We start from the raw sequence: 19,502 nt of genomic DNA on the forward strand, positions 1-19,502 counted from the left end.
CCTGCCAGCCAAGCGTTCAGGCCGCGGGCAACGAGAGTGCCCGCCGCCACAAAGAGAATTTGAGGTAACAGATGATCAACGTAACACCGACTTCGACCCAGCATACCGCCCTGGACCTGCTCAACCTGAGCCCGGAGCAGACCGCTCTTGAGGTCAAGGATCTCAACCTGTACTACGGCAACAAGCAGGCGCTGTTCAACGTCAACATGAAGATCCCGAAAGGGCAGGTGACGGCCTTTATCGGCCCGTCCGGCTGTGGCAAGTCGACCCTGCTGCGCTGCATCAACCGGATGAACGATCTGGTGGAGATCTGCCGCATCGAGGGGGAAATCCAGCTGCATGGCCACAACATCTATGACAAGAGCGTGGATGTCTCCGCCCTGCGTCGTCAGGTGGGCATGGTGTTCCAGCGCCCCAACCCCTTCCCCAAGTCCATCTACGAGAACGTGGTCTATGGCCTGCGCCTGCAGGGGATCAACGACAGACGCACCCTGGACGAGGCCGCCGAGCGTTCACTGCGCGGCGCAGCCCTGTGGGAAGAGGTGAAGGATCGGCTGCACGACAATGCGTTCGGCCTCTCAGGTGGTCAGCAGCAGCGTCTGGTGATCGCCCGTGCCATTGCCATCGAGCCGGAAGTGCTGCTGCTCGATGAGCCGACCTCGGCACTCGACCCCATCTCCACCCTCACCATCGAGGAGCTGATCAACGAGCTCAAGAGCCAGTTCACCGTGGTGATAGTGACCCACAACATGCAGCAGGCGGCGCGGGTGTCGGATCAGACCGCCTTCATGTACATGGGTGAGCTTATCGAGTACTCGAACACCAACACCATCTTCACCACTCCGGCCAAGAAGAAGACCGAGGACTATATCACCGGTCGCTACGGCTAAAAGATGAGGATGACTGACATGAACCACAAGAAACAGATTGGCGGTCGGTTCAACGGCTAAGGCATAATCGGAGCAACAAGGATTATTTGTATGGACAATATGAACCTCAATAAACACATCTCCGGTCAGTTCAATGCCGAGCTCGAGAACGTGCGTAACCAGGTGCTGGTGATGGGCGGTCTGGTGGAGCAGCAGCTGACGGACGCCATCTCCGCCATTCACATCCAGGATCTGGATGCGGCGCGCAAGATAGTGGCCAACGACCACAAGGTCAACGCCATGGAAGTGGCCATCGACGAGGAGTGCACCCGCATCATCGCCAAGCGCCAGCCCACCGCGTCCGACCTGCGCCTGGTGATGGCCATCATCAAGACCATCACGGATCTGGAGCGCATTGGCGACGTGGCGGACAAGATAGCCCGCATGCTGACCGATAACGCCAACAAGCCCCAGCCGCCGCTGGTGTCTCTCGAGAACATGGGCCGTCGCACCATCAAGATGCTGCACGACGTGCTCGACGCCTTCGCCCGCATGGATCTGGAGGCGGCCATCGCCGTCTACAAGGAAGATGACAAGGTGGACCGGGAGTACGAGTCCATCATCCGCGAGCTGATGACCTACATGATGGAAGATCCCCGTACCATCCCCCAGGTGCTGAATGTGCTGTGGGCGGCGCGGGCCATCGAGCGGGTCGGCGATCGCTGCCAGCACATCTGCGAATACATCGTCTACTACGTCAAGGGCAAGGACGTACGCCACACCAAGGCGGATGAACTGAGCGACCTGCTCGGCAAGCATTGAATCCACGATGAATAAAAAGGCGCCTTGAGCGCCTTTTTTATTGCATTGGGGGGCGGCTTAAGATAACGCGCCCCACGGGGCGCTTTTCTGCTAGAATATGGCCCCTGTGTGAGTCCCGGATGGAGTCACGGTCCGGTTTCCCGGGCCCAGTTTGCCGTCTTGTGCTAAGGCGGCTGTAGCAATAGGTTAATCATGAGTTTTGCCGATAGTTTGTTCTTTTTGATGCTGCTGGTCGCCGGCAGCGTGTTCTTCTCGCTTTCCGAGATCTCTCTCGCCGCCTCCCGCAAGATCAAGTTGCAGGTGATGGCCGACGAGGGCAATCGCCATGCCGAAAAAGTGCTGGCACTGCAGGCCCAGCCGGGTAACTTCTTTACCGTGGTGCAGATAGGCCTCAACACCGTCGCCATCCTGGGCGGCATCCTGGGCGAATCCGCCCTGAACCCCGCCATCAAGGAGCTTATCTCCGGCTTCTATCAGGGCCCCTGGCTCTCCCAGATAAGCTCGATCACCTCCTTCGTGTTTGTCACCGGTATGTTCATCCTGATAGCGGACTTGATGCCCAAGCGCTTGGCCATGACGATGCCGGAACGGGTTGCGGTGGTGGTGGTGCGTCCCATGCTGCTGTGCGTGACCCTGTTGATGCCGCTGGTGTGGTTCTTCAACGGCCTGGCCAACGCCCTGTTCCGCCTGCTGCGGGTCTCCATGGTACGCAACGACGAGATCACCTCGGACGACATCTATGCGGTGATGGACGCGGGGGCCGAGGCCGGCGTCATCCAGCGCGAGGAGCATCAGCTCATCGAGAACGTGTTCGAGCTGCAGTCCCTCGGCGTCACCTCCGCCATGACGGCGCGGGAGAGCCTCATCTACTTCACCCTGCAGGAGGGGGAGGAGAGCATCAAGGCGAAGATCGCCGAGCACCCCCACAACAAGTTCCTGGTCTGTGACCACAACCTCGACAGCATCAAGGGGTTCGTGGACGCCAAGGAGCTGCTGATCCGTGTCATCAGCGGCCAGAGCATCGATCTCAACAGCGGCTCCCTGGTGCAGAACGTCATCATCATTCCCGACACCCTCAACCTCTACGAGGCGATGGAGTACTTCAAGAACCACAGGGGCGACTTTGCCGTGGTGATGAACGAGTACGCCCTGGTGGTGGGCATAGTCACCATGAATGACCTGATGAGCACCGTCATGGGGGAGTGGGCCACCCACGTGGTGGAAGAGCAGATAGTCCAGCGGGACGAGAACTCCTGGCTGGTGGACGGGGTCACCCCCATCTCGGACGTGATGCGGGCCTTCGACATCGAGGAGTTCCCGGAGAGCCAGAACTACGAGACCATCGCCGGTTTCATCATGTTCATGCTGCGCAAGATCCCCAAGCGCACCGACTCGGTGAAATACGCGGGCTACAAGTTCGAAGTGGTCGACATCGACAGCTACAAGATCGACCAGCTGCTGGTCACCCGGGTGGAGCCTGTGCTGGCCGAGAAACCCGCCCTGGAATCGTGAAAGGAGTTACCAAGGAGTCATGAAGATGCCGTCTTATTCCCGTGCGTTGAGCTGTGTGGCTCTCGCCCTGGCGCTGGGAGCCTGCAGCCAGAGCGCTCCCCGCAAACCCGCCGCCGTCCCCAAGCCAGTGGCTCCCAAGGCTGCCGTGGTGGCGCCGCAGCCGGACCCCGATACCGTGGTGCAAAGCGCAGTGGCAGAGCCGAGCCCGGTGTTCGATGAGGAGTACCATGGTCCTGATCAGGGGTCGCTGGAGTCGGTGACCGCCCTGTTCGCCCGTGGCTACATAGAGTCGGCCATGCGTGAGACCATGCTGGCGGCGGTGCACAGCGATTACCCCTTGCTCGGCATGCGGGACGTGCGCCTGACCGACCCTGTGGCCAAGTTCCTCACCTCGGCCCAGGCCCGTACCACGGCCCACGACTATCTCTATGCCGGGGTGCAGCGCAGGCTGGGCCGCCCCCTGAGTCCGGCCCAGTGGGAGCAGATCTGGCAAGGATTCCCCCAGCAGGGGCGAGTCTCCGACTGGGTCAAGCAGACCAAGCGGGTACTGGCAGGGCGCTGAGTCGTCAGCCCATCCATGCTTCACAAGAGGCCACCCCCAGGGGTGGCCTCTTTTCGTTCAGGCCCTGGGTGGCAAGGACGAGGGGCCTCCCTTTACCGCTATCATCCTGAGCTTGCTCAGATTTGTTCCTAGTTCCCGATTGCCTCTCCCTCAGCTTTGCGCCATGATGCACAGGACTTATAGCCGTCTAGATGTTTTGATGGCTTAATGTTTTTTCACACAATAAACACCCGTCATGACGGGGACACGCAGAGAGACAGAGATGGATACAAAGGATTTGTGGGTACTGGATGGCGGCATGGGGCGTGAGCTGGCACGGCGGGGCGCACCGTTTCGCCAGCCGGAGTGGTCCGCCCTGGCCCTGATGGAGGCACCAGAGACGGTGCGCGAGGTGCATCAGGCCTATGTGGCGAGCGGGGCACGGGTCATCACCACCAACAGCTATGCCCTGGTGCCCTTTCATATCGGTGACGAGCGCTTCGCCGCGGATGGCGAGCGGCTTGCAGCCCTGGCCGGGCAGCTGGCCCGCGACGTGGCCGACGGGCAGGCTGGCGCCGTGCAGGTGGCCGGCTCCCTGCCACCACTGTTTGGCTCCTACCGTGCCGACCTGTTCGAGGCGGACAGGGTGAGCGAGCTGGCGACCCCGCTTATCCGGGGCCTCTCACCTCATGTGGATATCTGGCTGGCGGAGACCATGAGCCTGATCGCCGAGCCGCTGGCCCTCAAGGCCCTGCTGCCAGGCGATGGCAAGCCGTTCTGGGTCTCCTTCACCCTGGAGGACGAGGCGCCGGGGAGCGAACCCAGGCTGCGCTCCGGTGAGCGGGTGGCCGATGCCGTCACTGCACTGGTGCCGGTCGGGGTGAGCGCCATCCTGTTCAACTGCTGCCAGCCCGAGGTGATTGAAGGGGCGCTCAAGGTGGCGAGCGCCCGATTGCAGGCCCTGGGTCGTACTGACATCCGCCTCGGCGCTTATGCCAACGCCTTCCCGCCCCAGCCCAAGGAGGCCACCGCCAATGACGGGCTGGACGAGATCCGCGCCGATCTGGGGCCGCAGGATTACCTCGGCTGGGCCGAGCGCTGGCGCACCGTCGGGGCCTCCTTCATCGGCGGCTGCTGCGGCATAGGCCCGGAGCACATCCAGGCCCTGACCAGCCGGCTGCGCTAAGGAGATCCCATGAAAGAGAGCAAGATAGGCCTCTGGTCCCTCACCGCCCTGGTATTCAGCTCCATGGTGGGGGCGGGCATCTTCAGCCTGCCCCAGAACATGGCCGAGGTGGCGGGGGCCCGCGCCGTGCTGATCGGCTGGGGCGTGACCGGGGTGGGCATTCTGGCGCTCGCCGCGAGCTTCCTCTATCTGTCACGGCTAAGACCCGAGCTAGACGGTGGCATCTACAGCTATGCCCGCGCCGGTTTTGGGGATCTGGTGGGCTTCTTCTCCGCCTGGGGCTATTGGCTCTGCGCCACCATCGGCGTGGTGGGTTATCTGGTGATCGCCTTCGCGGCGCTGGGCAGCTTCGTCGATACGCCGGAACAGGTGTGGTTCGGTGAGGGCAACACCCTGGCCGCCTTCATCGGCGAGTCCTGCATCCTCTGGGCGGTGCACCTGCTGGTGGCCCGCGGCGTGCAGCAGGCGGCCCTGTTCAACCTGGTGGCGACCTTGGCCAAGAGCCTGCCGCTGCTGCTGTTCATCCTGTTCGCCTGCTACTGGTTCGATCCTGTCACCTTCGCGGCCGATCAGGGGGGCAGCACCCTGGCGGTGCCGGTCTCCGAGCAGGTGCGCAACACCATGCTGATCACCCTCTGGGTCTTCACCGGCATCGAGGGGGCGGCGGTGCTCTCGGCCCGGGCGAGAAACAAGCGGGACGTGGGCACGGCCACAGTGCTGGGGGTGGTGCTGGCACTGCTGCTCTATGTGCTCATCTCTGTGCTGGCGCTCGGGATATTAAGTCGCCCCGAGCTCGCGGCCCTGCCCAACCCCTCCATGGCTGGGCTGATGGCCCAGATGACGGGCTCCTGGGGCAAGGTGCTGATAAGCGTCGGTCTCATCGTCTCGGTGCTCGCCTCCTACGTGAGCTGGACCCTGTTCTCGGCCGAGGTGCCCTTCAGCGCGGCGCGCCACGGCGCCTTCCCGGCCATCTTCCGGCGCCAGAACCGCAATGGCACTCCCATAGCCTCGCTCTGGCTCACCAGCCTGACGGTGCAGGGCTGCCTGCTGCTGGTGTGGCTGCTCGGCAAGGGGTACACCAACCTGCTGCTCATCTCCACCTCCATGATACTGGTGCCCTACCTGCTGATCGGCCTCTTCCTGCTCAAGCTTTCCTTGAGCGGGCAGGGCAATGGTCGGGTGCGGGCGGTGGCCTTGGTGTCGAGCGGTTACGGTCTCTGGCTGCTCTATGCCGCCGGGGTGGAGTACCTGCTGCTCTCCTTGCTTCTCTACGGGCCGGGTCTGCTGCTGTTTCTCTACAGCCGCCGCCAGCTCGGGGCGGATCAGCGGCTCAGCGGGCGTGAGCGGCTGCTGGCCGGGGTGACGCTGCTGAGCCTGATCCCCGCCATCTGGTTTTTTGCCCATGTCTGAGCGACCCGATGACCCAATGCAAGAGAGCGCCCTGGTGGCGCTCTCTATTTTGGTGGCGGGTGGCGCGCGACTCAGGCGCCCCCCGGGCCCGCCGGTTTGCCAAACAGCACCTTGAGCTTCTCTGACCAGGGCAGGCCGCGGGCGTCCTGCACCATGTCGCGCCACTCGTGGAAGGTGAGGGTGAGGGGATTGAAGCTGTGGATTGGCTTGGTGATGCCGAAGCGGCAGGGCTCGCTCAAGTCTTCTTCCACGAAGGTGCCAAACAGCCTGTCCCAGATAATGAGCACCCCGGCGAAGTTGCGATCTATGTATTTGGGGTTGCTGGCGTGGTGCACCCTGTGGTGGGAGGGGGTGTTGAAGATCCACTCCAGCCGGCCCAGCTTGCCCACCACCTGGGTGTGGACGAAGAACTGAAAGCCCAGGCTCAGCAGCACTGTGGCAACCACCGCCTCGGGTGGGAAGCCGATGAGGATCATGGGGATCCAGAACAGCCACATGCCGGAGACAGGGTACATCAGGCTCTGGCGAAAGGCGGTGGAGAGATTGAGCCGCTCCGAGCTGTGGTGCACCACGTGGGAGGCCCAGAGCCAGCGCACATGGTGGCTGGCAAAGTGGAACAGCCAGTAGCAGAGATCCTGCAGCAGGAACAGCAGCAAGATGCTCCAGAGGTTCAGCTCTATGTCGAACAGTCGCCAGCCCCACAGACCCTCATAGAGGTAGGCGATGGCGATGGCCGCCAGGGCATCGCCCCCCTGGTGCATCAATGCCAGGGCGGCGTTGGCGAGCAGGTCCCGCCACTGGTAGGTGGCGGTGGGAAAGGCTGCCCCGTGTTTGCGCAGATAGAGCATCTCCCAGCCGACGAAGGCCAGAAAGAGGGGGGAGAGGTAGAGCAGCAGCAGTTGCACATCCATGTGAGGCATCCGGTTGGACCAGTTGAGTTCCAGCATACCGAATGGATTTAAAAATTCATTAACATTTGATGACCCAGCTGTGCCTGCCGCTACCGGGAGCGAGTTCCAATGGCTTGTTTTTGCTGACAAAGCCTGGCCGTTGGCGAGAAGTCCCGGATGAGTCAGCTCTGGGCGGCACCCCTCGTCCGGTGGGGCCTCGCATACACTGGGAGAATAAGGTTGCCAGGGGCGGCAGGTGTCGCCAGTGGAGGGGAGAATGAGAGCGGTTCATCTGTATGTCATGTTCGGCCTGCTGAGCGCGAGTGCGCAGGCCAATGACAGCTTCAACAGCGAGCTGAGCCATTTCGCCGGGGGCGCTGCCATGGGGGCAGGCTTCACGGCAGTGGCCGATCACTACGGCTATAGGGAGCACAGAGGCTGGATAGGGTTCGGGATCTCCACCGGGATCGGGGTGGTGGGGGAGCTGGCGTCGAGAAATGGCGACTTCTCTGCCCTGGACGCGGGTGTGAATGCGCTGGGGGCGGCGCTTGGTGCCTTTGCCACCGATCGCTGGATCCTGGTCCCCTTAGTGTTGCCCGAACAACACTACGCCGGGCTGATGACAGGTTATCGCTTCTGAGGCGTACCCATCAGCCTCAACAACAGAGGGAGCCCTGGGCTCCCTCTGTTGTATCTCTTTCCCTTGCAGCACCTGACGCAGGCGCTATGGGTTGTCGAAGCCTGTTGTCACAGCACCTGACTCAGGAACTGGCGCAGGCGCGGTGAGGGGGGGTTGTCGAAGAAGTCGGTGGGCTTCTCATCCACCAGCAGCTCGCCGCTCTCCATAAACAGCACCCTGTCCGCCACTTCCCGGGCAAAGCCCATCTCGTGGGTCACCACCACCATGGTCATGCCTTCCCGGGCCAGGCCCTTCATGACGTCCAGCACCTCACCCACCATCTCGGGGTCCAGGGCGCTGGTGGGCTCGTCAAACAGCATGATGCGCGGCTGCATGGCGAGCGCCCGGGCGATGGCCACCCGCTGCTGCTGGCCGCCGGAGAGCTGGGAAGGGTAGCTCTGGGCCTTGTTGGAGAGCCCCACTTTCAGCAGCAGGGCCTTGGCTCTGTCCTCGGCATCCTTGCGGGACAACCCACGCACCTTCTGGGGGGCGAGGCTGATGTTGTCCAGCACGTTCAAGTGGGGGAAGAGGTTGAAGGACTGGAACACCATGCCCACCTCTTCCCGCAGCTTGTTGACGTCACCCGGCTCGGTCAGGCTGATGCCATCGACCTCGATATGGCCATCGTTGATGGTCTCGAGCTGGTTGAGGGTGCGCAGGAAGGTGGATTTGCCAGAGCCGCTCGGGCCTACTATCACCACCACTTCCCCTTCGGCCACCTGGGTACTGACGTTCTTGAGGGCGTGCACCTCGGTGCCGTAAAACTTCTCGACCCCGGTCGCCTTGATGATGGGATCAGTTGCTGCGCGCATATTTCACCTCCAGACGACGTACCGGGAAGGCGCGGGGCGTGCCGGTGATGGCTGCACTTCTCGACTCCTGTTGAGCCTTGATAACGGGATCAGTTGCTGCGCGCATATTTCACCTCCAGACGACGCACCAGGAAGGAGAGGGTGCCGGTGAGCACCAGGTAGAGCAGGGCCACGGTGAACCACACCTCGAACGGGCTGAAGGTGGAGCTGACCACCTCGCGTCCGGCCTTGGTGAGATCCGTGATGGAGATGACCGAGACCAGGGAGGAGTCCTTGATGAGGTTGATGAACTGGCCCGCCAGGGGTGGCAAAACCCGCTTGAACGCCTGGGGCAGGATCACGTAGCGCATGGTCTGGGCTGAGGTGAGCCCCAAGCTGCGGCCCGCCTCCATCTGCCCCTTGTGGATGGAGCTGATGCCGGCGCGCACGATTTCGGCCACATAGGCGCCGGTGAAGACGGCCAGCGCTGCCACCCCCGCGGTGAATCTGTCGAGGTTGAGCACTGTGCCGATAAAGAAATAGACGATGAAGATCTGCACCAGCAGCGGGGTGCCGCGAATGAGCTCCACATAGGTGACCGCCAGGTTGCGCAGAGCGGGATTGGGGGAGAGGCGGGCGAGGCCGGCCAGGGTACCCAGCAGTATGGCGAAGACGCCCGCGACCAGGGAAAGCTTGACCGTGACCCAGACGCCCCAGGCGATGGGGCCGGCGGTCCAGCTCAGTTGCACATCCAGGGTGTCGCCGAGGAAGACGGTATCCCCTTCGGCAACCTGGGAGCCTGTGCTGGCGATGGCCTGGCGACGGTTGGGGTCGAGATCGTCTTGCAGGAAGAGCTGCCCCTTCTCCGCGGCAGTGGTGCCGGCCACGACAGTGCCGTCAAATTCTGCGTACTGTTTCTGTTCGGCCTGGTAGGCGATGTACTGGGGAATGCGCTCCCAGCGCCAGGTGTAATCTACCGCCTGCACGGCCTTGTAGATGCCAAAGATGGCGGCCAGCAGCATCAGCAGGAAGACGCCGTGCCAGAGCAGCAGGTTGGGCTGTTTTTCCATCTGTCTTGTGATTTTGGGGTTGATCACTGTCACAACCTCTCTTGTCGTTATTGTGTGGGTCTGCGTGAAGGGGCGGCGAACCGCCCCTTGAGAGGTCATTTGAGCTGGTTGAGCCAGGCGTTGGATTCAAACCACTTCTTGTAGAGACGGTCGTAGCTGCCGTCACCCTTGATCTGGCGCAGGTAGTTGTTCAGCCAGTTGAGGGTGTCCTGATCCCCCTTGCGGATGGCCCAGGCCAGCGGCTCGAAGGTGAAGGGCTTGTCCAGGTGCACCACGGCGCCGGTGTTCTGGGAGGCGAAGATGGCGTTGTAGGGCAGGTCGTAGACGAAGGCATCCACCTTGCCGTTGATCACTTCCAGCTTGGCGTCGTCCTGGGTTTCAAACTGCAGCAGGGTTGCCTTGGGGATCATGCGCTTGACCGCCTGCTCGCCAGTGGTGCCGAGCTTGACCGCGATCTTGTACTTGGGATCGTTCAGATCGCTGAAGGACTTGATCTCCCCCGCCTTGTCCTTGCGCAGGACGATGGTCTGGCCCACGACGATATAGGGATCGGCAAAGTTGACGCGCAGGTTGCGCTGGGGGGTGACTGTCATGCCGCCCATGATGACGTCGAACTTGTCGGTCAGCAGGGCCGGGATGATGCCGTCCCAGGCGGTGTTGACGAACTCCACCTTCACGCCCATCTCCTTGGCGACCATCTTGGCCAGATCCACGTCGAAGCCGATGTACTGGCCCTGCTTGTTGGTCATCTCGAAGGGTTGATAGCCGGCGTCGAAGCCGACCCGCAGCACACCGCGCTCCAGCACGGCGTCCAGAGTTGAACTAGGGGCAGAGCTGGGGGCAGCATTGGCGAGCCCGCACAGCAGCAGGGTAGAGAGAATGAGTTTTTTGATCATAAGTGACGTCTCTGTCGTAAGTGTGTTCGGCCTTGAACCTGATCCCGTGCGACTCCGTGGCACAAGAGACTGCTGCATCCGGCAACAGGGCAAGACAGGATTATTGTCTTGATTGAGGCAAAAGCCCCATATGAGATTCTATTCCCCGTTCGTTGAGTGAAAAATGTACCAAAATCCGATTGTGTCAGACGACTCAATAGGTTAGTGGCGTTTTTTCCTCGCGGCACGGCTCATAAAACCACATGAAAACAACATATCTATCTAATGGCGCGGGTTCAAGTGCAAAAATAGTTGGCAGGCATTTTGCTGTGTGGTCGGTGGGGGATCTGGGTCCGAACGAACCTTGAGCGCCTGACACCGGGCCAGCTGGCTGGGTGCCAGGGGGCCAGGCGGGTGTCCTGAAAATATTTCATTGCGCCAGAAGGCTCCCTCTGTGTCTTGTCATGGGCTTCCCATATACTCAGCCATCCCCATTGGAAGGCTCGGGAATGGATACCTCAATTCTGCTCAATCTGGATGTTTTCACGCTGATGCTCATGGCCCTCGGGGGCTACAGCCTGGGATTCATCACCCTCTCCATCATCTGGTCGACCCACAGGGAGATCCCCGGGCTCGGGCTCTGGTGGTGGTCCAGCCTCTGTGCCCTGGCGGCCCAGTCGCTGTTCTTTATGCAGGCGTTCTCCCCCCACATCGCGGGGATCTGGCTGGCCAACCTGCTCATCACCCTCTGCATAGCGCTGATGCCGCTGGCCCTGCAGCGCTTCTTTGGCGAGCCGCCGAACTGGCGGGCCTTCTCGCTCTTCATGCTGGTCTACCTGCTGATCCTCTGCTGGAGTGTGCTGTTCAACGACGAGATGGCGCCCCGGGTGCTGCTGGCCTGCCTGAGCTACATGGTGTTGGGGGCAGTGGTGGTGGTGCTCATCTGGCGTCATGGCTATCCGGCCTACCTGCCGGCCGTGCTGGTGTTTACCGTGGTCAATATCCTGCTCTACGGTTTCAACCTAGTGCGCATGGGGGCCCTGCTCAGCGGCGAGGTGCGGGTGCTGATGGATCAGCACGTGGTCAATGTGCTGCCCTTCCTCTCCATGTTGATGGGCAACTACCTCTCCACCTTCGGGGTGTTGCTGCTCTGTACCCAGTACCGGGCCTTGGCCTTGCGCCGGCAGGCGAGTCAGGATCCCCTGACGGGCCTGCTCAACCGGCGTGGCTTTATGGAGCGCTGCACGCAGGCGCCGAAGGAGGGAGCGCTGGTGGTGCTGGATCTCGATGACTTCAAGCAGATCAACGATCGCCACGGCCACGAGGCGGGGGACAGGGTGCTGGCGGCGGTGGGCGCCTATCTGGCCGGCCAGGGGGATCTGGTGGCCAGTCGCTTCGGCGGTGAGGAGTTCGTGCTGCTGCTGCCCGAGGGGGATGCCCTGGCCCAGCAGGCCCGTTGCGAGCAGATCCGCCAGGGCATAGCGGCATTGCCCCTGGACGGCATCCAGGTCACCGCCAGCCTGGGGCTGGTGCCCTACGCCCGGGGCTGGCATCTCGATACCCTGTTCGGGCAGGCGGATCGCGCCCTCTATCAGGCCAAGCGCAGTGGCAAGAACCGGGTCTGCCTGCCGGCCTGAGCCGTGATGGTCAGCCCGTTTCGGCTGCGAGGGGCCGCGGCGCCTGGGCTTTCAGGAAGGGGAGCAGCAACAGGGCCGAGACCCCTGCCGCCACCGAGATGACCACGAAGAAGCCGTTCCAGTGCCAGATCTCCATCACCTTGGCCAGCGGATACCCCGACAGCGCCGCCCCCATGTAGGCAAAGAGCCCGACGAAGCCGGTGGCTGCCCCGGCGCAATCCTTGTGGGAGCACTCGGCGGCCGCCATGCCGATCAGCATCTGGGGACCGAACACGAAGAAGCCGATGGTGAAGAAGCAAGCCGCCTGCATCACGTAGCTGAAGAAGGGCATCAGCCAGAGTGACCCTACCGAGAGCAGTATCCCCATGGCGAAGATGAGGTTCATCGGCCCCCGGTTGCCGTTGAACAGCTTGTCCGAGCCCCAGCCCGCCACCAGGGCGCCGATAAAGCCCCCCACCTCGAACATCGAGATGGCCGAGTTGGCGCTCATCAGGTTGAAGCCGCGCTGCTCCGTCATGTAGAGATTGCCCCAGTCGTTGATGGCGGTGCGCACCACGTAGACCAGCACATAGCAGCAGGCCAGCAGCCAGATGTAGGGGTTGCCGAGCACGTATTTGCGCAGGATCTGGCGCGGGTTCAGGCCGACATCCTGGGTCTGCTGTGCCATCTCCAGGGCGTCCTGGCGCCATTGCCCGACCGTGGGCAGCCCCAGGGTGCTCGGGGTGTCACGCAGTCGCCAGCACAGCAGCAGCCCGGCCAGTATGGCGATGAGGCCGGGCACTATCATGCCGTAGCGCCAGCCGTGCTGCAGGGCTATGGTGCTGACGATGAGGGGGATCAGGGCCCCGCCCACGTTGTGTGCCGTGTTCCAGGCCGACCACCAGAAGCCGCGCTCGGTCCTCGAGTACCAGCTGGTGAGCAGCTTGGAGCAGGGGGGCCAGCCCCAGCCCTGGAAGAAGGCGTTGGCAATCCAGAGTGCCACAAACATCCAGAGGGCCGATGAGAGGCCGAACAGTATGTTGATGACCCCGGTCGCCATTAGCCCCAGCCCCATGAAGTAACGGGGGTTGGCTCTATCGCTGATGATGCCGGAGACGAACTTGGAGCAGCCATAGGTGAGGTAGAACAGGGTCCACATCATGCCGATGTCGGCCTTGTCCAGGATGCCGCTCGCCAGCATGTCCGGCATGGCGAAGTTGAAGCTCTTGCGGGTGAAGTAGAAGACCGCATAGCCCAGGTACATGGTCAGCAGTATGTGGAGGCGCCAGTAGCGATAGCTGGCATCGATCTCGGCCTGATCCCGCACCAGAGGGGCCGCCGGGCGGCTCTTCATAAAGTTCAGCATGGGGTGCCCTGCCTTCTGGATCCTGGATCAGTCATGGGACTCCTCCCGTTTGCGGCTGGGGAGGTTGACAGTCAGCTGGGTCCCCTGGACGCAGGAGAGGCGCAGCGTCCCCCCCAGCGCCTGCACCCGCTCGCGAATGCCGAGCAGGCCATAGCCCTGGGGCGTCTGCTCGGGCAGGCCGCAGCCGTCGTCGTCCAGTTGCAGCAGCACCCGATCGGCCTGCTGGCGGGCCAGTATGGTGACAGCGCTGGCATTGGCGTGTTTGACCACGTTGTTGAGCCCCTCCTGACAGACCCGAAACAGGGTGACCCGCTGGGCGTCCGAGAGATCCTCATCCGCGAGCCCCCACTCCAGGCGGGTGACTATGCCGCGCCGCTCCAGCTCCAGCTCCCGCAGCAGGCCGCGCACCGCCTGCTCCAGGCTCATGTCGTCGAGCTGGCGCGGGCGCAGGCGACCGAGCAGACCGCGCACCGCATCGTAGATCCCGAGCGACAGGGTCTCGATGAGGGCGCTGCTCTGGCCGACATGGGGGTTGTCCGGCGCGAGGCGACGCACTATGCCCGCCTGGGTGCGGATGGCGGTGATGGTCTGGCCTATGTCGTCGTGCAGCTCCCGGGCCACCTCCTTGCGAATGCTCTCCTCGGTCTCCAGCAGCCGCTCGGTGAGCTGGCGGTTGTGGGCGAGCTGGCGGGTCAGCGCCTGGTTGAGCTCGCGCTGGCGCTGGATGCCGGCCCCCAGCAGCAGGCCGGTCAGGCTCTGGGCCAGCAGGGAGAGCAGCAGATCCAGGGGATGTTCGTGCCAGGCCTGGCCCGCCATCAGGGCCACCGTATTCATCAGGGTGGCGAGCAGGGCCCCCTGCCAGCCGTAGCGCCAGGCCATGGCCATGATGGGAATGGCGAGGCAAAAGGGGGTGAAGCGCACCAAAGAGTCCGGCAGGCCGAGCTGCAGCCCCAGGCTCAGCACGAACAGCAGCAGGTACCAGACCAGATGGCGAAAGCGCCAGTCCACCGGCTGATCCACCAGCGCAGGGCCGAGCGGCACCCAGGTGGCGCGGGTCAGATAGTGCCAGATCAGCATGCAGGTGGAGGTGAGGGTCAGGCCGCCGGTCAAGGTGAGCAGCAGGGCGGTGAGGCCATCTTCCCCCGCCAGATGCCAGAGCAGGGATTGCAGGGCCGCCGCCACAGTGACGGTGGCGAGCAGCACCAGCAGTTGCTGCCAGTCGTCTCGCACCCGCTGGCGGCGGGCGATGAGCAGCGGCAGCAGGGTGAGCAGGCTGCCAGCCAGGATGAGGGGCCACAGGGGCATGCCCACCTCCCGATCGAGCCAGTGGAGCAGCAGGGCTTCACAGAGCAGCAGGGGCGGCCAGTAGGGGAGGGGGCTCTGCAGCAGCAGACCCAGTCGCAGCCCGAAGGGGAACAGCAACACCGCCAGCACCGGGCTCTCCACCAGGTGCAGGCCGATGCTCCAGAGGCAGAACCAGCCGGCGGCGAAGATGAAGCAGGCCGCCAGCGAGATGGCGACATAGCTGGCAAGGCGGGAGATCACCAGCTGTCCAGCATGCGGTGGGCCAGCTCCACGTTGTTGCTGACGTTGAGCTTGTCCATCAGGTTGGCGCGGTGCACGTGCACCGTCTTGGGGGAGAGGCCGAGGCGCTCGGCGATGGCCTTCACCTCCATGCCGCCGGCCAGCAGCTGCGCCACCTCCCGCTCCCTGTTGGTGAGGGGATCTCTGTGGCTGCTGGCGAGCTTGTAGGCTATGTCAGGGGTGAGGTAGCAGCCACCCTGGGCGGCGGTGCGCACCGCGGCGATCAGCTCCTCCGGGCTGCAGCGCTTGGAGAGAAACCCCTTGGCGCCGGCCTGCAGGGCCTGCTCGATGAGGGCCGGGCTGTCGTGCACCGACAGCATCACCACGGCGAGGCCGGCGGGCAGCTGCCTGAGCAGGTCCAGCCCGGATTGATCCGGCATGGAGATGTCGCACACGCACAGCTGGACGCCGCTGCCCGGCAAGCCGGCGAGGGCGTCGGCGGCGCTGCCGAATTCGGCGACGACCCGCAGATCGGGTTCGAGATTGAGCAATTGGGCAAAGCCGGAGCGGACTATCTGGTGATCGTCGATGAGGGCAATTTTTATCATGGTGTCAGCCTGAAATCTGCGGCCAGGGAGCTGGCGCGGCCAACAAGATACTCCCGCTCGCCCCCTGGCTCAAGGGGGAGGAGAGCCCCGGCGCAGGAGAGGCGGCGATGGGTGTTTCACCTGAGTGTGTGATTCAGGGCGGCAATATAAGGAGTGGCACGCTCTGCTCGCCGGGGCGGCAGAGCGTGCCCGGCCCTGTCAGCGGTGCAGCTCGCCCGCCCGCTCCGGCTGATAGACCACTTCCAGTATCTCCACCTGTATGGTGCGCCCGGCCGGGCCGGGCCAGGCGATGCTGTCACCTACCTTCAAGCCCAGCAGGGCGCTGCCCACCGGTGCCAGCACGGAGATCTTCGACTCGTCCCCCTGCACGTCCTTCGGGTAGACCAGGGTCAGACAGAAGTCGTTGCCGCTGTTTTGCATCTTGAAGCGCACAGTGCTGTTCATGGTCACCACGTCCGGCGGCATATCGGCGGGGTCGCGGATCTCGGCGCGGTTCAGCTCCTCCTGCAGGGCCAGGTGTTGCGGGTGGTTGCCGAGCAGTTGCTCGATGCGATCCAGATCCAGATTGGAGATGACGAGATGTGGCTGTTGCATGGGGTATTCCTTATCAATGGCTGAAAGGACCAGGATGACGGACAAGCTGGTCGAAAAAGGGTTCGGATTGTGAGAATAGATCGCAAGCGCGATGCCCCCGAGCGACTCGCTGTCAGGGGCGAGGGCGGGGGCTCAACGGGGTGTGAGCAGACTGGAAAAAATCATGAGCGCTTTCATGGGGATACCATAACCATTCTGAATGGCTTTGGCAAATGCCCGGCCGGGGATCAGGGCGCCTGATAATCGTACTGCCGCAGGATGCGCGCCAGGCTGCCATCCTCGCGCATCTCCTCAATCGCCTTGCGCCAGCGCAGCGCCTCGGCCGCAGGAAACTGCGGGCTGGCGGCCAGGTAGAGGGCGCTCTCTTGCAAGGTGTCGCCGCGCACCAGATCCGCCAGGGGCAAGCCGGCCCGCTGCTGGTTGTAGCGGGCCGTGTTCCAGGCCACCGCCCAGCCCTGTATGCGGCCCAGCGCCAGCTTGCTGGCATTGTTGACCTCCTCGGTGACCAGCTCCCGGGTCACGCCTTTGAAGGGCTGGATCAGGCTTTGACCATGAGAGCCGCGCATCGCCCCCAGGATCAGGCCGGACAGCGCCTTGATCGAGAGGGGGGTCGGGTGGTGCTGGCGGTGGCTGACCAGCACGAAGGCCTCCTCCAGCAGGGGGGCAATCCAGAGGAACAGGGGCTCGCGCTGGGGACTCCTGGCCGGTGGCAGCAGCAGGACGTCCGCCCGATGGCGGGTCTGGCTGAGGGCGCGGGCGAGCGGCATCAGCTCTATCTCAAGCGGCTCCCGAAGGCGGCGGGCCGCCTCTTCCAGCACCTCGATTGCCATGCCGCTCGGGGCCCCCTGCTGGGAGCGAATGACATAAGGGGGAACGTCTGCGGCCAGGACCACCACGGCGTGGGCGCCGGGGCCTGGGAAGAGGAGGGCGCAGCAGAATAGAAGCAATAGGGGAAGACGCATAGAAGACCGGGTCAGGGATGAGTACACAGAGTGTAACATCCCGTAACCCCAAGTCAGTCAACCCATTGGGGGGAGCGGGCCGTCAGTCGAAGAAGTCCCGCAGATCCAGGGTCTGGTAGCCATCGAGCTGCTGCCAGGGCAGTTGCCTTGGCAGGGGTTTGAGGGTCACCTCCATCCGGTAGCTGCGATAGCCGTCCAGGCTCGCGGACTCCACCACCAGGGGCAACTGCCATTGGCTAGACCAGAGGATGCGGGTGCGTTGCTTGCCCTCGCGTTTTTCGTACCAGCGGGCCTGCTCGGGGGCCGCCTCGTCCAGGGGGGTCATGCCCTGCAGCAGGGCCGGATCCACGAGATGGCGAAGGCGTGCCCAGTCCGCAGTGAAGGCCACCTGGCCATACTCCTCCGGCGGCACCTCCACCAGCTGGTTGTGCCAGGCGTCGGCGTAGCGCAGTTGCAGCTCCCCCTCATCGCTGCGGCTGACCCAGCGGGCCGCCATCTGGTGGGTGAAGTGCTTGTGGCCCGGATTGGCATCGTGGCTGGCGTGATAGGCGCGGGCGAGCGGCAGGGGGATGAGCCGCTGGCTCCACACCTGGTTGCCGGCCCGGATCCATTTCTCCTGCCAGTGGTTCTCCCGGGCTATGCCGTCGCTGCCGGTGATCCTGTCCTGATAGCGGATGCGGGCGGCCAGATCGGGCGCCTCGTCGGCCAGCAGGGGGAAGCTGAGGGTGCTGCCAAGGAGCCATAACGGAAGTAACAATCGCATCATGGGTGATCGCTCGAAAGAAGGGGGCCCGGCGTGACACCGGGCCCGCTCCTTACAGGCCGAGCGCCTCCCTGAGCTTGCCGAACACCAGGGTGTTGTCCAGGGTGCCCTTGAAGCGGCCGCTGCCGGCGCCGCCCGCGAACAGCATGACGTCGCCGCCACCGTGGGTCTCCGATCCCAGCTTGACCCCTGTCTCCTGCAGGTAGTCGTCCCCCATCACCTGGTTGCTGGTGAGGGTGGGGCGCTGATCCTGACGATTGGGGCCGTTGCCGAACACCAGGGTGGTGAAGGGCTTGCCATCGGCGTCGTTCTGGGTGGAGCCGTCGGCGTTCTTGACCAGATCCAGCACCTTGTTGCCCTTGGCGGAGTAACCGTTGATGGTCATGGTGTGATCGTGATCGGCGGTGACCACTATCAGGGTATCGCTCAAGTCCACCTTGCCGAGCGCCGTCTTGACCGCCTCATCCAGCGCCACCGCGTCGGTGAGGGATCGTTTGGCGTTGGTGGCGTGCAGGGCGTGGTCGATGCGCCCCCCTTCCACCATCAGGAAGTAACCCTGGCTGTTCTGACTCAAGAGATCGATCGCCTTGGCGGTCATCTCGGAGAGGGACGGCTGGGTGCTGGCCGCCCCCTTGGCGACGCGGTCCAGCTCGTAGTCGAGGTGGGACTTGGCACTGAACAGACCCAGCACCTTGCCGCTCTCTATCTTGGCGAGATCGCTCTGGGTGGTGACGTACTGATAGCCCTGGGCACTCAGTTCGGCGGTGAGATCCCGGCCATCGGCCCGGCCCCCCTTGTTGCTGGCGCCGTAGGGGGTCCAGTGGTTGGCTCCGCCCCCCATCAGCACGTCCACCCCGTCTCCGAGCGCGGCGTTGAAGCCGGCGCCTCCCGGTACCGCCTGCTCGGCAATGGCGTAGGCGGCATCCCGGTGGCAGATGTGGGAGTAGGTGGCCGCCGGGGTGGCATGGGTCAGCTCCGTGGTGGTGACGGCCCCCACCGATTTGCCCGCCGCCTTGGCCAGCTCGAGTATGGTCGGCACCGGGGTGCCGTTGTCGCCGGTGCAGTTGTTGATACCCTTGTTGCCGTTGGCATCCTTGGACGGTGCCACGGCCTGGGTGTCGCTGCTCATGGCGATCACCTCGTTGTTCATCTTGACGCCGGTGGTGTAGGCCGCCATCGAGGGAGCCGAATCCGTGGTCTGGGCATCGTGGGAGAAGGTCTTGATGCGGGCGCTTTGGGGCAGCTTCATCATCTCGAGATCCCCCTCTTCCCCTACCTTGAACAGGCGGGTGGCGGTGAGCACGCTGGGGCCCATGCCGTCGCCGATAAAGAGGATGACGTTCTTGGCGTCGCTGGCCTGGGCCTGGGACAGGCCGCCGAGGGCGGCGAACAGGGTGGTGCACACCAGGGTTTTGTTCATGGTT

At 63.6% G+C, this 19,502-nt stretch carries 20 protein-coding genes; 8 read left to right on the forward strand and 12 right to left on the reverse strand.

Going from position 1 to position 19,502, the window contains the following annotated elements; all coding sequences use genetic code 11:
* The first annotated feature begins 71 nt into the window (after positions 1 to 71).
* The 6 genes from pstB (at position 72) to WIR04_RS07505 (ending at position 6,340) form a co-directional block, all read left to right on the forward strand.
* Positions 72 to 890 (forward strand): phosphate ABC transporter ATP-binding protein PstB, encoded by an 819-nt coding sequence (gene pstB / locus WIR04_RS07480; protein ID WP_005328825.1) that lies wholly within the window; start codon positions 72 to 74, stop codon positions 888 to 890.
* A 90-nt stretch (positions 891 to 980) separates the two neighbouring features.
* Positions 981 to 1,691 carry a phosphate signaling complex protein PhoU gene (gene phoU, locus WIR04_RS07485; protein WP_025327511.1) on the forward strand — a complete coding sequence of 237 codons (711 nt, stop codon included), beginning with the start codon at positions 981 to 983 and terminating at the stop codon, positions 1,689 to 1,691.
* Between the two features lie 192 nt (positions 1,692 to 1,883).
* Positions 1,884 to 3,203 carry a hemolysin family protein gene (locus WIR04_RS07490; protein ID WP_025327510.1) on the forward strand — a complete coding sequence of 440 codons (1,320 nt, stop codon included), beginning with the start codon at positions 1,884 to 1,886 and terminating at the stop codon, positions 3,201 to 3,203.
* Positions 3,204 to 3,222: 19 nt separating this feature from the next.
* Complete coding sequence (locus WIR04_RS07495; protein ID WP_338891618.1) at positions 3,223 to 3,765, forward strand: hypothetical protein; 543 nt, start codon at positions 3,223 to 3,225, stop codon at positions 3,763 to 3,765.
* Positions 3,766 to 4,027: 262 nt separating this feature from the next.
* Positions 4,028 to 4,930 (forward strand): homocysteine S-methyltransferase family protein, encoded by a 903-nt coding sequence (locus tag WIR04_RS07500; protein ID WP_338891620.1) that lies wholly within the window; start codon positions 4,028 to 4,030, stop codon positions 4,928 to 4,930.
* Positions 4,931 to 4,939: 9 nt separating this feature from the next.
* Positions 4,940 to 6,340, forward strand: a complete 1,401-nt coding sequence (locus WIR04_RS07505) for a basic amino acid/polyamine antiporter (protein ID WP_338891622.1) — start codon at positions 4,940 to 4,942, stop codon at positions 6,338 to 6,340.
* Between the two features lie 71 nt (positions 6,341 to 6,411).
* On the opposite strand, the gene WIR04_RS07510 is transcribed toward WIR04_RS07505, so the two are convergent.
* Complete coding sequence (locus tag WIR04_RS07510; RefSeq protein WP_338891624.1) at positions 6,412 to 7,251, reverse strand: sterol desaturase family protein; 840 nt, start codon at positions 7,249 to 7,251, stop codon at positions 6,412 to 6,414.
* A gap of 256 nt (positions 7,252 to 7,507) precedes the next feature.
* On the opposite strand from WIR04_RS07510, the gene WIR04_RS07515 reads away from it, so the two are divergent.
* Positions 7,508 to 7,870, forward strand: a complete 363-nt coding sequence (locus WIR04_RS07515) for a hypothetical protein (RefSeq protein WP_338891626.1) — start codon at positions 7,508 to 7,510, stop codon at positions 7,868 to 7,870.
* Positions 7,871 to 7,977: 107 nt separating this feature from the next.
* Here the strand turns inward: WIR04_RS07515 and WIR04_RS07520 are convergent, their stop codons facing one another.
* From WIR04_RS07520 to WIR04_RS07535, 4 genes are all read right to left on the reverse strand, one after another.
* The gene (locus WIR04_RS07520; RefSeq protein ID WP_338891628.1) at positions 7,978 to 8,721 is read right to left on the reverse strand and encodes an amino acid ABC transporter ATP-binding protein; all 744 of its coding nucleotides are present in this window, start codon (positions 8,719 to 8,721) and stop codon (positions 7,978 to 7,980) included.
* Positions 8,705 to 8,827, reverse strand: a complete 123-nt coding sequence (locus WIR04_RS07525; protein WP_264358396.1) for a hypothetical protein — start codon at positions 8,825 to 8,827, stop codon at positions 8,705 to 8,707. Before WIR04_RS07525 ends, WIR04_RS07520 begins: the two co-directional genes overlap by 17 nt.
* Positions 8,811 to 9,770 (reverse strand): amino acid ABC transporter permease, encoded by a 960-nt coding sequence (locus tag WIR04_RS07530; RefSeq protein WP_338891631.1) that lies wholly within the window; start codon positions 9,768 to 9,770, stop codon positions 8,811 to 8,813. The genes WIR04_RS07525 and WIR04_RS07530 overlap by 17 nt, the downstream gene beginning before the upstream one ends.
* A 95-nt stretch (positions 9,771 to 9,865) precedes the next feature.
* Entirely contained in the window at positions 9,866 to 10,666 is an 801-nt protein-coding gene (locus WIR04_RS07535; RefSeq protein WP_025327502.1) for a transporter substrate-binding domain-containing protein, read from the reverse strand.
* 488 nt (positions 10,667 to 11,154) lie between these two features.
* On the opposite strand from WIR04_RS07535, the gene WIR04_RS07540 reads away from it, so the two are divergent.
* A complete protein-coding gene (locus WIR04_RS07540; protein WP_338891633.1) occupies positions 11,155 to 12,282 on the forward strand; it encodes a GGDEF domain-containing protein in 1,128 nt (375 codons plus the stop codon).
* Between the two features lie 10 nt (positions 12,283 to 12,292).
* Here the strand turns inward: WIR04_RS07540 and WIR04_RS07545 are convergent, their stop codons facing one another.
* The 7 genes from WIR04_RS07545 to WIR04_RS07575 all read right to left on the reverse strand — a co-directional run bounded on the left by WIR04_RS07545 (position 12,293) and on the right by WIR04_RS07575 (position 19,498).
* Positions 12,293 to 13,627 (reverse strand): MFS transporter, encoded by a 1,335-nt coding sequence (locus WIR04_RS07545; protein WP_338891634.1) that lies wholly within the window; start codon positions 13,625 to 13,627, stop codon positions 12,293 to 12,295.
* Positions 13,628 to 13,654: 27 nt separating this feature from the next.
* The gene (uhpB, locus tag WIR04_RS07550) at positions 13,655 to 15,172 is read right to left on the reverse strand and encodes a signal transduction histidine-protein kinase/phosphatase UhpB (protein WP_338891636.1); all 1,518 of its coding nucleotides are present in this window, start codon (positions 15,170 to 15,172) and stop codon (positions 13,655 to 13,657) included.
* Complete coding sequence (uhpA, locus tag WIR04_RS07555; RefSeq protein ID WP_338891638.1) at positions 15,169 to 15,759, reverse strand: transcriptional regulator UhpA; 591 nt, start codon at positions 15,757 to 15,759, stop codon at positions 15,169 to 15,171. The genes uhpB and uhpA overlap by 4 nt, the downstream gene beginning before the upstream one ends.
* A gap of 198 nt (positions 15,760 to 15,957) precedes the next feature.
* Complete coding sequence (rnk, locus tag WIR04_RS07560; protein ID WP_025327497.1) at positions 15,958 to 16,353, reverse strand: nucleoside diphosphate kinase regulator; 396 nt, start codon at positions 16,351 to 16,353, stop codon at positions 15,958 to 15,960.
* A gap of 227 nt (positions 16,354 to 16,580) precedes the next feature.
* Positions 16,581 to 17,315: a substrate-binding periplasmic protein gene (locus tag WIR04_RS07565; RefSeq protein ID WP_338891640.1), complete on the reverse strand. Its 735-nt coding sequence runs from the start codon at positions 17,313 to 17,315 to the stop codon at positions 16,581 to 16,583.
* 82 nt (positions 17,316 to 17,397) lie between these two features.
* The gene (locus WIR04_RS07570) at positions 17,398 to 18,081 is read right to left on the reverse strand and encodes a hypothetical protein (protein ID WP_338891642.1); all 684 of its coding nucleotides are present in this window, start codon (positions 18,079 to 18,081) and stop codon (positions 17,398 to 17,400) included.
* Positions 18,082 to 18,130: 49 nt separating this feature from the next.
* On the reverse strand, positions 18,131 to 19,498 hold the full coding sequence (locus tag WIR04_RS07575; RefSeq protein WP_338891644.1) for an alkaline phosphatase: 1,368 nt from the start codon (positions 19,496 to 19,498) through the stop codon (positions 18,131 to 18,133).
* Between the last annotated feature and the right edge of the window lie 4 nt (positions 19,499 to 19,502).

Source organism: Aeromonas rivipollensis (assembly GCF_037811135.1).
GTDB lineage: Bacteria > Pseudomonadota > Gammaproteobacteria > Enterobacterales > Aeromonadaceae > Aeromonas > Aeromonas rivipollensis.

Coding starts and splice junctions, on each gene's coding strand:
- pstB (WP_005328825.1), top strand. CDS start 72: ATGATCAACGTAACACCGACTTCGACCCAGCATACCGCCCTGGACCTG.
- phoU (WP_025327511.1), top strand. CDS start 981: ATGGACAATATGAACCTCAATAAACACATCTCCGGTCAGTTCAATGCC.
- WIR04_RS07490 (WP_025327510.1), top strand. CDS start 1,884: ATGAGTTTTGCCGATAGTTTGTTCTTTTTGATGCTGCTGGTCGCCGGC.
- WIR04_RS07495 (WP_338891618.1), top strand. CDS start 3,223: ATGAAGATGCCGTCTTATTCCCGTGCGTTGAGCTGTGTGGCTCTCGCC.
- WIR04_RS07500 (WP_338891620.1), top strand. CDS start 4,028: ATGGATACAAAGGATTTGTGGGTACTGGATGGCGGCATGGGGCGTGAG.
- WIR04_RS07505 (WP_338891622.1), top strand. CDS start 4,940: ATGAAAGAGAGCAAGATAGGCCTCTGGTCCCTCACCGCCCTGGTATTC.
- WIR04_RS07510 (WP_338891624.1), bottom strand. CDS start 7,251: ATGGATGTGCAACTGCTGCTGCTCTACCTCTCCCCCCTCTTTCTGGCC.
- WIR04_RS07515 (WP_338891626.1), top strand. CDS start 7,508: ATGAGAGCGGTTCATCTGTATGTCATGTTCGGCCTGCTGAGCGCGAGT.
- WIR04_RS07520 (WP_338891628.1), bottom strand. CDS start 8,721: ATGCGCGCAGCAACTGATCCCATCATCAAGGCGACCGGGGTCGAGAAG.
- WIR04_RS07525 (WP_264358396.1), bottom strand. CDS start 8,827: ATGCGCGCAGCAACTGATCCCGTTATCAAGGCTCAACAGGAGTCGAGA.
- WIR04_RS07530 (WP_338891631.1), bottom strand. CDS start 9,770: ATGGAAAAACAGCCCAACCTGCTGCTCTGGCACGGCGTCTTCCTGCTG.
- WIR04_RS07535 (WP_025327502.1), bottom strand. CDS start 10,666: ATGATCAAAAAACTCATTCTCTCTACCCTGCTGCTGTGCGGGCTCGCC.
- WIR04_RS07540 (WP_338891633.1), top strand. CDS start 11,155: ATGGATACCTCAATTCTGCTCAATCTGGATGTTTTCACGCTGATGCTC.
- WIR04_RS07545 (WP_338891634.1), bottom strand. CDS start 13,627: ATGCTGAACTTTATGAAGAGCCGCCCGGCGGCCCCTCTGGTGCGGGAT.
- uhpA (WP_338891638.1), bottom strand. CDS start 15,759: ATGATAAAAATTGCCCTCATCGACGATCACCAGATAGTCCGCTCCGGC.
- rnk (WP_025327497.1), bottom strand. CDS start 16,353: ATGCAACAGCCACATCTCGTCATCTCCAATCTGGATCTGGATCGCATC.
- WIR04_RS07565 (WP_338891640.1), bottom strand. CDS start 17,315: ATGCGTCTTCCCCTATTGCTTCTATTCTGCTGCGCCCTCCTCTTCCCA.
- WIR04_RS07570 (WP_338891642.1), bottom strand. CDS start 18,081: ATGATGCGATTGTTACTTCCGTTATGGCTCCTTGGCAGCACCCTCAGC.
- WIR04_RS07575 (WP_338891644.1), bottom strand. CDS start 19,498: ATGAACAAAACCCTGGTGTGCACCACCCTGTTCGCCGCCCTCGGCGGC.